This window comes from Streptomyces sp. NPDC037288 (genome assembly GCF_055603265.1).
Genome location: NZ_JBVJVY010000019.1, coordinates 12,013 through 24,812 on the forward strand (window position 1 = coordinate 12,013; position 12,800 = coordinate 24,812).

10 protein-coding genes and 1 pseudogene are annotated in these 12,800 nt (G+C 73.0%); 2 read left to right on the top strand and 9 right to left on the bottom strand.

All coding sequences use genetic code 11. The features are described from left to right. Positions 1-69: 69 nt before the first annotated feature. Together ACZ7GZ_RS21635 and ACZ7GZ_RS21640 are read left to right on the top strand one after the other, a co-directional pair. Positions 70-1,311: a sensor histidine kinase gene (locus tag ACZ7GZ_RS21635; protein ID WP_471026445.1), complete on the top strand. Its 1,242-nt coding sequence runs from the start codon at positions 70-72 to the stop codon at positions 1,309-1,311. A 62-nt stretch (positions 1,312-1,373) separates the two neighbouring features. Then, entirely contained in the window at positions 1,374-1,985 is a 612-nt protein-coding gene (locus ACZ7GZ_RS21640) for a response regulator transcription factor (RefSeq protein WP_471026705.1), read from the top strand. Between the two features lie 213 nt (positions 1,986-2,198). Here ACZ7GZ_RS21640 and ACZ7GZ_RS21645 read toward each other — a convergent pair. The 9 genes and pseudogenes from ACZ7GZ_RS21645 to cimA form a co-directional block, all read right to left on the bottom strand. Further along, positions 2,199-2,714, bottom strand: a pseudogene (locus tag ACZ7GZ_RS21645) (4'-phosphopantetheinyl transferase family protein); the annotation flags it as partial. A gap of 109 nt (positions 2,715-2,823) precedes the next feature. Then, positions 2,824-4,092, bottom strand: a complete 1,269-nt coding sequence (locus ACZ7GZ_RS21650) for an acyltransferase domain-containing protein (protein ID WP_471026447.1) — start codon at positions 4,090-4,092, stop codon at positions 2,824-2,826. Between the two features lie 110 nt (positions 4,093-4,202). Continuing rightward, a complete protein-coding gene (locus ACZ7GZ_RS21655) occupies positions 4,203-6,020 on the bottom strand; it encodes an acyl-CoA dehydrogenase family protein (protein ID WP_471026449.1) in 1,818 nt (605 codons plus the stop codon). Further along, positions 6,017-7,735 (bottom strand): fatty acyl-AMP ligase, encoded by a 1,719-nt coding sequence (locus tag ACZ7GZ_RS21660; protein WP_471026450.1) that lies wholly within the window; start codon positions 7,733-7,735, stop codon positions 6,017-6,019. The genes ACZ7GZ_RS21655 and ACZ7GZ_RS21660 overlap by 4 nt, the downstream gene beginning before the upstream one ends. 50 nt (positions 7,736-7,785) lie before the next feature. Continuing rightward, positions 7,786-7,977, bottom strand: coding sequence for an acyl-CoA carboxylase subunit epsilon (locus tag ACZ7GZ_RS21665; RefSeq protein WP_471026452.1), 192 nt, complete (start codon positions 7,975-7,977; stop codon positions 7,786-7,788). Positions 7,978-8,103: 126 nt separating this feature from the next. Continuing rightward, entirely contained in the window at positions 8,104-8,733 is a 630-nt protein-coding gene (locus ACZ7GZ_RS21670) for an antibiotic biosynthesis monooxygenase family protein (RefSeq protein ID WP_471026454.1), read from the bottom strand. Beyond that, positions 8,720-9,739: an aromatase/cyclase gene (locus ACZ7GZ_RS21675; protein WP_471026456.1), complete on the bottom strand. Its 1,020-nt coding sequence runs from the start codon at positions 9,737-9,739 to the stop codon at positions 8,720-8,722. The genes ACZ7GZ_RS21670 and ACZ7GZ_RS21675 overlap by 14 nt, the downstream gene beginning before the upstream one ends. 110 nt (positions 9,740-9,849) lie before the next feature. Then, a complete protein-coding gene (locus ACZ7GZ_RS21680; RefSeq protein ID WP_471026459.1) occupies positions 9,850-10,881 on the bottom strand; it encodes a ketoacyl-ACP synthase III family protein in 1,032 nt (343 codons plus the stop codon). Positions 10,882-10,918: 37 nt separating this feature from the next. Beyond that, a complete protein-coding gene (gene cimA, locus ACZ7GZ_RS21685; RefSeq protein WP_471026461.1) occupies positions 10,919-12,538 on the bottom strand; it encodes a citramalate synthase in 1,620 nt (539 codons plus the stop codon). Between the last annotated feature and the right edge of the window lie 262 nt (positions 12,539-12,800).

A 12,800-nucleotide genomic window follows, 5' to 3' on the forward strand; every position in this document is an offset into this window, starting at 1 on the left:
ATCGGAGGGCCCGAATCAGCCGTGACCCATACCATGCCTTGCACCATGTCCCCGGGCGAGGAGGTAGCGATGCCGGACGCTTTCCGGAGAGCGGAAACTCCCAAGGATGCCGAGAGTTCCGCGCCGGCATCGGCCCACCCGGCGATGGCTCCCCGCCTGGCCCGCGCGATCACGGTCGTCGTCCTGTCCTGCTACTGCTCCGTCGTCATCATCAACGTCCTGTCCTTCAGCAAGGCGAGCCCCGCCAGACTGGCGGCCTGCGTCGGCGTCGTCCTGCTGGAGTTCGGTGTGCAACTCACCCTCACCTCGGCGTCCGCACGGAGCTGGAGCCTGCGCCGACGCCTCGTCACGCTCGCGGCGCAGGTGGTCCTGACCTATCTGCCGGCGGCCTGGTTCGGCCTCAACTGGGGCAGCATGCAGGGACCCCTCGCCGGGACGATCCTGCTGCTGCTCCCCAACCGCGTCGCCTGGCCCGCGTTCGGCCTCGTCGTCGCCAGCTCCCCGGTGTATCCGCTGCTCAAGGGCGAAGCCGTTCTCTACGGCTGCTATGTCGTCATCTCCGTGATCCTCGCGGGCTTCGTCATCTACGGCCTCACCCGCCTCACCGACCTCGTCCAGCAACTGCACGAGACGCGCGAGCAGTTGGCCCGCATGGCCGTGGTCCAGGAACGCCTGCGCTTCGCCCGGGACCTGCACGACCTGCTCGGCTACAGCCTCTCCACGATCACGCTCAAGGGCGAGCTCGTCAGCCGGCTCATCACCGTCCGACCGGAGCAGGCCGCCGAGGAGACCACGTCCATGCTGCTCGTCGCACGCCAGGCCCTCGCCGACGTACGTCTCGTCTCGCGCGGGTACCGGGACATGTCGCTGTGCGAGGAGGCGGAGTCGGCGGCGAAGGTCCTCATGTCGGCCGAGGTCCGCGTGGAGGCCGACGTACGGGTCGAGCGGCTGCACCCGGTGGTCGACACGGTCCTCGCGACCACCCTGCGGGAGGGAGTCACCAACATCCTCCGCCACAGCAAGGCCGAGATATGTACCATCAAGGCCACCCGCGAGACGGAAACGGTTCTGCTGACGTTGGTTAACGACGGGGTCACGAACGGGGGGAATTCTGGCACCCTGTCCGGGGGCGGAAGCGGTCTGGGCAACCTTCGCACACGGCTCACCGAGATCGGCGGGGAGATGACGGCCGGCGTGGACCGGGACGGTCTGTTCCGGCTCGAGGCAAGGGCGCCGCTCCAGCCGCACCAGGGGGAAGCCGGCCCGGTCGCGACCGCCGCCGCGTCCGGCGCCGGGAGAGCCATGGCCTGATCGGGTCCTGAGGGGGGCCCGGGCAGACGAGAGACACCGCTACCTGGGGGAGGTAACAGGTGCTGTCCATCAACATCCTTCTCGCCGAGGATGTGCACATGATTCGCGGCGCTCTGATCGCACTGCTGCAGCTCGAACCCGATCTGCGGGTCGTCGCCTCCGTCGAACGGGGCGACACGATCGTCAGCACCGCGCTCGACGTCCGGCCCGACGTCGCGGTGATCGATGTCGACCTGCCGGGGATGGACGGCCTGACGGCCGCCGCCGAACTGCATGAGCAGCTCCCCAGCTGCCGCTCCCTGATCCTCACCAGCCTCGGCAAGCCCGGCACCCTGCGCCGCGCCATGTCGGCCCATGTCTCCGGCTTCCTCCTGAAGGACTCCCCTCCGGACCAACTCGCCTGCGCGGTGCGCTCCGTGGCCCGCGGCGGGCGGGTCGTGGATCCCCAACTCGCCCTGACCGCCTGGGACTACCCCGACAATCCGCTGTCCCGCCGGGAGATGGAGGTGCTACGGCTGGCGGCCCGGGGGGCCGACGCCGCCGAGATCGCCGGCTGCCTCTACCTCACCAATGGCACCGTCCGTAACTACCTCACCTCGATCGTCGGCAAGCTGGGCGCCCGCAACCGTGTCGACGCCATACGCATCGCCGAAGACGCCGGCTGGATTCCCTGAGCCCGCCGGGGCGGGGACCGGCCGGGGCCCGGCGCCGAGCAGCGCGTCGAGCAGCCCCTCGTCGAGGGTCGTACCCACCGACACGTCCGCCAGCTCCCCGAACCCGGTGTCGAGGACCGCCACGCTCATCACATGGTGGCCGCCGACGGCGAAGGTGCCGAACGTCCATCCGTCGTCCCCGGTGGCCGTGCCGTCAGGGCACACCAGGCGGGCGCCGGACGCGCCGTGCAGCGCGAAGCCGAACTCGGTGAAGCGGAACCGCAGTCCCTGGCCCAGTGCCTTGCTGTAGGCCTCCTTCAGGGTCCACAGCCGCACCATCGTGTCGTTGCGGACGCTGTCGCCGCCCCGGTCGAGGTGGTGTTTCTCGAAGGGCGTGCAGGCCTGCGCCTCGGACCCGGTGTGCGCGAGGCGGCGGTCGGCGCGCTCCACGTCGACCCCGATACGGCCCCGGCGGGTGACGCCGACGACCATCGTCTCGTCGGTGTGGCTGAGGCTGATGTCGATCTGGTCCAGGCCGCGCACGTAGGGGCGCCCGCCCGGCAGGTACGCCAGGTCCACCAGCTGCGGGAGCGTCTGGACGGCCGCCGCGGCGGTGTAGCGCAGAAACAGCCGGGAGGCGAGGAAGCGCTCCCGCATGGCGGCCCTGCCGAGCTTCTGGTAGCGGGCCCAGTCACGGCCGAGGAGCAGGCGCAGCTCGTCCGCGTCGGCGTCCGGCCGCCAGCCGGGCATCCTGCCGTACACCAGGACACTGCCGGAGCGCACGAGTTCGTCGTGGACCCTCTCCCACGGACTGTCCGGGCTCGGCGCGGACAGCGGCCGGCTGATCGTCGTCACCGCCTCACGCCCCGGCCAGCGCCGCCGCCAGCGGACCCGCGTCGAGGGCGGAGATCACCCCGGCCAGGTCCACCGCGTCGCTCTCCGGGCCCCGGCACACCGCGAGGCACGTCGGCCCGTCGGTGCCGCCCATCCGGCGCAGGAACGGGGTGAGCACCACCCGGGGGCCGATCTCCACGACGTGGGTGGGGGTCTGCTGGGCGAGCATCGCGCGGGCGGCGTCGGCGAACCGGACCGGGGCGGTGATCTGCTGGCTCCAGTACGGCCCGTACAGCGGCTCGGTGGTGAGCCTGCCGAACACGGTGGAGTAGAACGGCACGCGGGGCGCGCCGCCGGCGATCCGGCGGGCCACCGCGTCGAACCTCGGCACCATGGGGGCCATCAGCGGCGAGTGGAAGGGGTGGGTCACCGTCAGATGGCGGCAGGCGATGCCCCGGCCCTCCAGCTGCTCCTGGATCCGTTCGAGTCCGGCGCGATCACCGGAGAGGACGGTGGCCTTGGCGGCGTTGATGGCGCTGATGCCGACGCCGGGCTCGGCCGCGACCAGTTCGGCCGCCTCGAACGGGGCGGCGCAGGTGGCCATCATGCCGCCGTCGGAGGGCAGGTACTGCATGAAGGCGCCGCGCAGCGCGACCAGTCTGGCGGCGTCGGGCAGCGACAGGGCGCCCGCGACGGCGGCGGCCGCGAACTCGCCGATGCCGTGGCCCAGAACCGTGACGGGGGTCACGCCCTCGTCGTGGAGGGTCCGGGCGAGGGCGTACTCGACGGCGAACAGCGCCGGCTGCGTGAAGGCGGTCTGATGGATGCGCGGGTCGTTGCCGAGGATCAGCTCGACCACCGACGTCCCGGTGTAGGGCAGCAGCTCGGCGGCGACCTCGTCGAGATGGGCGCGGTAGCCGGTGCACTCCCGGTACAGGCCGGAGGTCATGCCCGGGTGCTGGGAGCCCTGGCCGGTGAACACCAGGGCCGCCCGGACCAGGCCGCCGCCCGCCGGACGAGGATCGCGGTGAGCCATGTGGCGGGCCAGCTCGCGCACGGTGGGGTACGTCGCGATGTCGGTGGGGTCGATCAGCGGGCCGAACTCCTCCTCGATGTCGCCGTAGAGGCTGAGCGTGGCCACCGAGTCGAGCCCGTACTCGTGGAAGGGCGTGTTCTCGTCCACCGGCACACCCAGGTAGTAGGTGAGCCGCTCGGTGAGCCATTCGCGGTGTGCGGCGTCGAACGCGGCGTCCTGTGCGTCGTCGTGCGCGTCGTGGTGCTGCGGTTCGGGCATGGTCGGTGCTCCATCTCGGGCTCGGGTGGGTGACCTCCGCCGACGGCATGCGGCTCCGGGGAAGTCCGGGGTGCGTTTCCCACGTCGTTCGGTGCGTGCTCTCGTTCGGGCTATCCCGGGGTCGCGCGGGCCAGCGCGGAGCCGTACAGGTCGTAGCTGCGGCGGCCGTGCAGGCGGTCCAGGGCCTCCGTGAGGACGCGCTGCTCGCAGGCGGAGGGCCGGTCGGGTACGGACAGACCCAGCCGGCGGCCCAGGCGGTGAAGCACCGCCGAGGGCCAGGCCGGGTCGGCCAGGAACGCGTCGGTACCGGTCTTCGCCTGCTCGCGCCAGGTCCCCAGACAGCACGCCGCCGCCAGGACCAGGGTGTAGCGGTCGGCGAGCGCGAAGGTGCGCGGGCTGGCCAGTGCCGTGCGGTCCCCGGGATCGATCTCACCGAACGCCTTGGCGAGGTCCCGTAGTTCGTCGGTGAGGGCCCTGGCCAGGGTGCATAGCAGGGGCCAGTCCCCGCGGCCGGGCGCGTTCAGGTCGGCCGACTCCAGCCAGTCGGTGCAGGCCACCAGGGTCGCGGCCAGCGGGTCGCTGTCGCCGAGCAGGGACAGCCCCGGCAGGTCCAGCGGCGGCAGGTCCTCGTCCGGCCGGAACAGCGCGGCGGGTGCCTGGTCCTCGGCGAACCAGCAGTGCCGGGCGAAGTGCGGCAGCTGCGGCAGGATGCTGACCTGGCGGCCCGCGCTGCCGGCGTGGCCCAGCGAGGTGACGGGCAGGTCCCGCAGCTGCTTCTGGAACATCCCGTACGTCCCGCTCACCGCGAAGCTCTCCTCGCCGAGCACCGCCGCCATCTCGTCCATCGTCTCGGCGGCGAACCGCGGCGCGAGATAGGCCGCCGACGCCGCGTACGCGCTCATCTGCCGCGGCAGCAGATGCAGCGACCGGGTGGCGACCAGGGCGAGGCAGTCGATGAGCAGCAGGTCGAGGAAGGCCCCGGTGAGCACGTCGCGCACATGCCGCACATCGAGCGAGGAACGGCCGTCGTCGCGGCGCCGGGTGGCGAAGGCGGCCACGGTGCGCAGGGCGGTGTCGACGCCGGCGAGCACGATCGACGGGATGAGGCCGCGGATCATCAGGGAGGACCGCAGGGACAGTTCGTAGCCGTCGCCGATGCGGCCGAGTACGGCGCTGTCGGGCACGGTGCAGCCGTTGAACGCCAGGCCCCCGAACTCGGCGCTGCGCATGCCGGTGGTGGCGTGCCGGTCGAGGTCGGTGATCCGGTCGGCGGGCAGGGCGGCGCGGTCGAGCACCAGGACCGAGTGGCTGCGGCCACCGCTCGGGGCGTTCGAGGTGCGGGCGAAGACCACCAGGCCCCGCGAGCGGGCCGCGTTGGCGATCGCGGTCTTGCTGCCGTTCACCGACAGGCCTGAGGCGACGGGCCGGGCGGTCAGCTCGTCGCGGACGAAGTCGTTGCCGTGCGCCACCTCGTGCCGGGCGACGGCCACCCGCTCGCCGTCCAGCAGCAGCCGGGCGACGAAGCGGCGCTGCGCCTCACTGCCCGCGGTCCATACGGGTACGGCGGCGAAGAAGCAGCTGAGGCCGTAGCCGAAGCCGAGGGAGGCGTCGCGGCGGAACAGGGGGCGCAGGAGCCGGCCGAGGACGTCCATGCGGCGCAGCCTGCCGCCGAGGTCCTCCGGAACGAACTCGGCGTTCAGGGCGAAGTCGTCCAGTACCTGTTCCGCGCCGGGGAGTTGCTCGCCCGCGGCGTCGGCCTTCAGCAGGGCCGCGGCGCCCAGGGGGTTTCCGGGGTCGTCCAGGGGGCCGAAGGCTGCTTCCAGAGCGTCGATCCGGGTGCGCTCCGCGGAGGATGCCGCGACGGGCTGTCCGGCGACTGCGGGCTGCCCGGCGGCTGCGGACTCCTGGGGGCCCCTTGGGCGCGTCATCGGTGTCCCCTCCGTACCAGCCGCTCCACCTCCGGGTCGACCCACTCGTGCAGTGCCGCCAGTTCGCCGTTGAGGAACAGGCGGCGCATCGCGGCCCGCTCCACCTTGCCGCTGGTGGTGCGGCGCACCGTGCCGGGGCGTACCAGGAGGACGCCGCCGGCCCGGACGTCGTACTGCTCGCCGAGGGTGCGCTGCACGGAGGTGGCGAGTTCGGCCAGGTCGACTCCGTAGCGGCTGCGGGCGCGCAACTCCTGTACGACGACGAGGCGTTCGCGCTCCGCGGGCACCCCGAAGGCGGTGCCGGAGCCGAACAGGGCGCTGACCTCGCGCACGGAACGCTCCAGGTCCTGCGGGTACAGGTTGCGGCCCGCCACCACGATCATGTCCTTGATCCGGCCGGTCACGTACAGCTGCCCGTCGACGAGGGCGCCGAGGTCCCCGGTGCGCAGATAGCCGCGCTCACCGTCCTTGATCCGGCCGTCGAAGATCCCGGCGCTCTGCGCGGGAACGCCCCAGTAGCCGCGCGCGACGGCCGCGCCGCGCACCCATATCTCCCCGACGCGGCCGTCGTCGAGCGCCTCGTGGCTGTCCGGGTCGACGATGCGCACCTCGGCGGAGGCGGGCCGGCCGCAGGAGACGGTCTCCCGCGGCGGGCCGTCGGCGGCGAGCGGCCCCGGCAGGGGGCGGGTGCCGAACGCGGAGGTGTTCCGGTCGCCCGCGACGAGCAGGGTCGCCTCCGCGAGGCCGTAGCAGGGGGTGAGCGCCTCGGGCCGCAGTCCGGCGGGGGCGAAGCGTTCGGCGAAGGCCCGCATGGTGGCGGCGGTCACGGGTTCGCCGCCGTTGACGGCGACGCGCCAGCCGGACAGGTCGAGCCCGGCGAGCTGGCTGTCGTTGACCCGGCGCACGCACAGCTCGTACGCGGAGTCGGGGGCGCCGCTGACGGTGAGGCCGTACCGCGAGATCGTCTCCAGCCAGTTCGCCGGGCGCTTGACGAAGGCGACCGGGGAGAGCAGGACGGCGGTCCCGCCGAGCCAGAGGGCATGCAGCAGCTGACCGACCAGGCCCATGTCGTGGTGGAGCGGCAGCCAGCCGCCGATCCTGCTGCCCGGCGTGGTGCCGAGCGCCGCACTGATCGCCTCGTGGCCCGCGAGCAGCGCCCGGTGTGTGACGACGACGCCGCGCGGTTCGCGGGTGGAGCCCGAGGTGTACTGCACGAACGCGACGTCGTCCGGTCCTCGGGGAACCGTCTGGAACGGCTCGCCGTCGGCGTCGTCCGCGGCGTCGGTCGGGATGCAGGTGATCCGTCCGTAGCCGGTACGGGCCAGCAGCTGCGTCACCTCGGGAGCCTCGGCGAGGGAGGTGAGCACACCGGCCGCCGCGGCGTCCTTGACGATGCCCGCGATCCGCTCGTCGTGCCGGCCCGCGGTGCCCGGCGGCGCGGCGGGCACCGCGGCCACGCCCGCGTACAGGCAGGCGAGGAAGCTGATGGTGAACTGCCGGCGCGAGCGGTGCAGGATCAGCATGCGCTCACCGGGCGCCACGTAACGCCGGATCCGGGCGGCGACGGCGCCGGCCGCCCGGTCGAGTTCGGCGTAGCCGACCGGGTCCGGCCGCAGTGCGCCGTCCCGCTCACGAAGCAGGATCAGCGCCTCGCGGGCGGGCGCCTCGGCAACCCTGCTGCGCACGATGTCGGTGAACGTCCGGTGACCGGTCAACGCCTCCCCCTTCGCTGTCGCGCGTTCCCTCGGGCACATGGCGGGCCGGGTCATCGGCCGGGCCCGTCCGGCACCGGGCGGTAGTCGCCGCCCTTGACGGTCCAGTTCGCGTACGCCGCGAGGGCGGTGGGCTCCGGTTGCCGCGCACGGCGCACCAGGGCCAGCAACACGGCGGTGACCGCGGCCAGTTCCTCCGCGTCGGGCCGCCCGCGCACCACGGTGATGTGCCTCTCGTTCGACATGGCACCAGCGTGCCGCCTCGCCCTTGAAAAGCCCTCGCGGCCGGAACGCGGGAAAGCCGAGGACCGGATGTCCTCGGCTCTCGTCCCGCTGGGGCACGGCCGGTGGATGCTCTTCCGGGGCGCCGGTCAGTCGATGACGCGCTCGTACGCCACGTGCCGGGTCCGCTCGACGACCAGATCCGCGGCGTTGCCCAGCGTGTCGACGGCGGCCTTGACCGGTGCGTTGTCGAAGGCCCGCGCCAGCGCGTCGCCGTCCTCCCACCACAGGACGCCCGTGTACACGGCGGGGCGGACGATGGAGCGCAGCAGATCGCTGCCCCCGAAGCCGCCCGTCGCGGTCAGTTCCTCGACGAGTTCGGCGAAGCTCCGCTCGAAGGCGCGCCAGTCTCCGCGCACCCGGGCCCGCACCAGGGCCACGCTGCGGGTCCCGGCCTGAGCGTTGCCCCGCAGCATCCGGCCGGCGCTGACCGCCTGGTCGAACTCCGTCTCGACGAGCGGTTCGAGGCGCTCGACGTGCCCCAGGAACGTCTCGTCGTGCACGGTGTCCAGGAAGGCCTGCAGGGTGCGCCAGTGCCCGAGGTGCACGTAGACGTGCGGCCGGTCGACGAGCTGCATGGTCACCAGGAACTCGAAGTCCGCGCGGCTGCGCAGGAACTGGGAGTGTTCGCGGAACATCCGCTCGAACTTGTCGGTGTCGCCTTTGACCTCGAACCGGTTGATGACCGTGACGGGCCCCGCGAGTTCACGTCCCGGCATGCACGTCCTCCGCGAATTTCTTGGCATGACGCAAGGTGGTCGAGCTGTTGGTGCCCAGCGCCTTGCGGACCAGGGCCCTGGCCTCGGCGAGGGTGGCGTCGGGGCCGAGCGCGCTGCGGACCCCTTCCGGGTCGAGGACGACCGTGTGCCAGGAGGTGACGGTGAGGGTGCCGTCGTCACCGGCGGGCTCGATGGTCCAGCGGCCCGTGTGCACGCGCATCGCGACGGGCACCCGCAGCTGCTTGTACACGATCTGCCGACGGTCCTCGAAGCAGACCCGTACCGAGGTGGTGTTGTGCAGGGAGCCGTCCGGGCTGCGGGTGTCCATGTCCATGTGCTGGATGCCGGGCTCTTCCTCCGTGAGGCCGAGCCGGGCCACATGCGGCAGCCGCTCGGGCCACAGCTCGGCGCGGTTCAGGAACCCGTACACGTCGCCGGCCGCCCCGGCCACGGTCACCGAGTCGCTGAAGGTGAACTGCAACTCCCTCGCGGACGCGCCGAGTTCGGCGGCGTTCTTCAGCGCGGCGAGCTCGGCGACGCTGTTGCGGTCGACGGCGCGCTCGATCAGCCGCTCCGCCTCGGGGTCGTCGCCGACGGCACGGTAGTCGTGCAGCAGCACCACCCGGGCCGTGCCGTCGTCGACCTCCTCGATGCGCCAGGTGCCGCCCATCGAGGCGACGGGGGCCGCCGAGACCACCTGCCGGAAGGTGATGACGCGGGCCCGCGGGTCGAGGGTGCGGCGCGAGGTCCAGGTGCGTACCTGCTCGTTGGCCATCGCCCAGATGCGCAGCAGCTGCTCGCCCGTGCCCGGCGCGTCCGGCGTGTCCGCTTCGAGCACCTCGACGTGCACGGTGGGCCCGAACACCTGGGGCCAGGCGGAGACGTCGGCCACCAGCGCGTAGACGGCGTCGGGCGGTGCGGCCACGGTGATGGAGTGCTCTGTGACGTGCGGGCCCTGGACGGGGCGCTCGGTGTCCGGTGTCTCGCTCGCAACGGTCGTCGCCACGGCGGTCCTTCCTTGGGTCGTGCCGTCGGGGACGGCGGTCAGCAGATTGACACAGGTGCCCTGGAGTACGCCTCGACCCTGGGTGGAGACCGGCCGGGGCAGGGCCGTGCTCAGTCGGCCCAGCCGGGTCGCCGGGTGATCTCCACCACGGCACATCCCCAGCTGTAGCCGGCACCGACACTGATCAGCACACAGCGGTCGCCGGGCCGGGCCTTCCCGGACACCACCAGGTGGTCGAGCCCGGCGAACTGGTCACCGGCCCCGAGATGGCCCACCGTGCGGCTGAACTCCCACGGCGTGCGGGCCTGTTCGATACCGAATGGCTTGTAGTAGATGGCCTGCAGCCGGCGGTGGCCGAAGTGCGGCAGCACCACCCAGCGGGCCTCGGCCAGCTCCATCCCGGCGTCGGCGAGCGCCTCCTTGACCACGGTCTGCTGGCCGTTGTGCGCGCGGGTGATGGCGTACGACATGCCCGTCCGGCCGATGAAGGAGCGTTTGGCCTCCTCGAAGTCGACCGGCATCCGATGGCTGAAGGGCGCCCGGGTGAAGGGATCGTCACCGCGGTGCATCGGTTCGAGTTCCGGATCGGCGTGCAGCGCGAGGGAGACGAGCCGGGCGAAGCCGCCGCGCCGGGAGAGCACGAGGGCCGCGGCGCCGTCGGCGTAGGGCGTGCCGGGGTCGGTCCGCCAGCGGTCGATGCCCGGCGTGCAGAACCGGTCGGCACTGGTGAGCAGCGCGTCGCCGTGGCCGTGGCCCGCCGTGAGGTAGGCGGCGGCGAGGTCCATCGCGGCGAGCCCGCCGTTGGACATCTGCCGGATCTCCAGAGCGGGGCAGTGGTTGCCGAGCGCCTCGCGCTGGATGTACGAGGCGACGGGCCACAGGTCCTGTCCCTGGTGATACGTGTCCGCGTGCAGCAGCAGATCCACGTCGGCGGGGTCGCTGCCCGCGCGGGCCAGCGCGGTCCGCGCGGCGTGGGCCGCCATCTGCGCGGCGGACTCGTCCGGCGAGTACGCCACCGAGACGGCGCCGGTGGCCGCGGCGAGGTTCGCCGGACAGTCGCCCGCCGCCACGGCGTCGTCGATGCTCAGCCGGGACGGGAGACGCACCGAGGTCGCCCGTAGGTAGAGGTCTTCCACGCGCACAGCCGCTCTCCTGGGGGTTCGAAGGGATCCTGTGCTCTCAGTCGGCCGGTGCGGCCAGCAGCTCCGGGGCCGCCTCGCCCCGGGCCCGGCCGGATCCGCCGGACAGGACGTGGTGGACTCCGTCGAGCAGGGCGTGCAGCGCGGCCGGCGTGGCATGCGCGGCCACGCCGACGGTGCCCCAGTCGCGCTCGCCGTCCCGGAACGTGAGGAGCACCCGCACCAGGCTCGGCTGACCGTTCGCGCCGGCCAGTTCCCGTGTGCGGTGGGTGTGCAGCCGCAGCCCGGCCACCTCGGGGAAGAAGGGGTCCAGTGCCTGGTGCAGGGCGGCGTCCAGGGCGTGCACCGGTTCCCTGCCCTGGCCGGTCGCGGTCAGCGGCACCCCGTCGGCGCGCAGCCGCACCGTGGCCCGCGCGCCGCCGCTGTTCCCGTCGAGCGTCACCTGCCACGACTCGACGTCGAAGGGCGGCAGGTACGGATGTTCGTCCAGCTCCTCGCGCAGCAGCAGCGCGAAGGAGGCGTCGGCGGACTCGAAGGTGTAGCCGCGGCTCTCCAGCTCCTTGACCCGGGCCGCGGCGCGGCCCACCGCCGCGGAACCGGCGTCGGCCTCGTAGCCCAGCTCGCGGGCCTTCAGCTCGATGGAGGACCGGCCGCCCATGTCGGAGACGAGGACGCGCATGGTGTTGCCGACGCGGGCCGGGTCGATGTGCTGGTACAGGCCGGGGTCCACCCGCAGCGCGGAGGCGTGCAGGCCCGCCTTGTGCGTGAAGGCGGCCGCGCCGACGTACGGGGCGGCATGCGCGCCGGGGAGGCCGGTGATCTGGGCGACGGCCCGCCCGGTCGGCTCCAGGTCGGTGAGCCGCTCCAGCGGGATCACCTCCAGGCCCCGCTTGAGGACGAGGTTGGCGATGACGGTGAGCAGGTTCGCGTTGCCGCAGCGTTCGCCGTAGCCGTGGACGGTGCCCTGGGCGTGCCGGGCGCCCGCGTCGACGGCGGCCATGGTGTTGGCGACGGCGCAGCCGGTGTCGTCGTGGCAGTGGATGCCGACGGCGGCGCCGGTCATGGCGCCGGTGTCGGCGACGACGGCCTTCACCTCGTCGGGCAGCGAGCCGCCGTTGGTGTCGCACAGCACGACGGTCTCGGCGCCGGCCTCCATCGCCGTGCGCACCACTTCCAGGGCGTACTCGCGGTTGGCGAGGTAGCCGTCGAAGTAGTGCTCGGCGTCCAGGAAGACCCGGCGTCCGGCGAGCACCAGGTGCTGCACGGTGGACCGGATCATGGCCAGGTTCTCGGCGAGCGTGGTGCGCAGGGCGGCCTCCACGTGCCCCGGGTGGCTCTTGGCGACGAGGGTCACCGCGGGGGTCTCCGCCTCCAGCAGGGCCCGCACCTGCGGGTCCTGCGAGACCGCGACGCCGGGCCTGCGGGTGGCGCCGAAAGCCGTCAACAGGGCGGCGCGCAGGTCGAGTTCGGTGCGGGCCCGGCGGAAGAACTCGGTGTCCTTGGGAACCGCGCCGGGCCAGCCGCCTTCGATGAACCCCACGCCGAGGGCGTCCAGGCTGCGCGCAATGGCGAGCTTGTCGTCGACGGTGAGGGCGAGCCCCTCCATCTGCGTCCCGTCGCGCAGGGTCGTGTCGTAGAGCTGAAAGCTGCGCTCCGCCATCGCCCCTCCTAACTGTCGGCCTGCGGCGCCGGTCGGCCGCTGCTGGTCCCCTCAGATTCCGGCCGTCGCCTCGAAGCCGCCCGGAGCGCGGCTCGAACCCGGCCCGGGCCCCCGCGGCATGCGTCAGGGGCCGGGCGGCTGGTGTGCCGCTCGGCCCCTGACCTGGGCAATCGCAGACGGAGGCGCCGCCGCGGGAGAAGGTGGCGGCCTCGGGCTCCGCGGCCGGCTCCTCCTCGGGCAGCCGCTCGGGCAGCGCGCACGG

What these genes read in the sequence shown, in the direction of transcription:
- ACZ7GZ_RS21635 (WP_471026445.1), top strand. Translation starts at nt 70, where the DNA reads ATGCCGGACGCTTTCCGGAGAGCGGAAACTCCCAAGGATGCCGAGAGT.
- ACZ7GZ_RS21650 (WP_471026447.1), bottom strand. Translation starts at nt 4,092, where the DNA reads ATGCCCGAACCGCAGCACCACGACGCGCACGACGACGCACAGGACGCC.
- ACZ7GZ_RS21655 (WP_471026449.1), bottom strand. Translation starts at nt 6,020, where the DNA reads ATGACGCGCCCAAGGGGCCCCCAGGAGTCCGCAGCCGCCGGGCAGCCC.
- ACZ7GZ_RS21665 (WP_471026452.1), bottom strand. Translation starts at nt 7,977, where the DNA reads ATGTCGAACGAGAGGCACATCACCGTGGTGCGCGGGCGGCCCGACGCG.
- ACZ7GZ_RS21670 (WP_471026454.1), bottom strand. Translation starts at nt 8,733, where the DNA reads ATGCCGGGACGTGAACTCGCGGGGCCCGTCACGGTCATCAACCGGTTC.
- cimA (WP_471026461.1), bottom strand. Translation starts at nt 12,538, where the DNA reads ATGGCGGAGCGCAGCTTTCAGCTCTACGACACGACCCTGCGCGACGGG.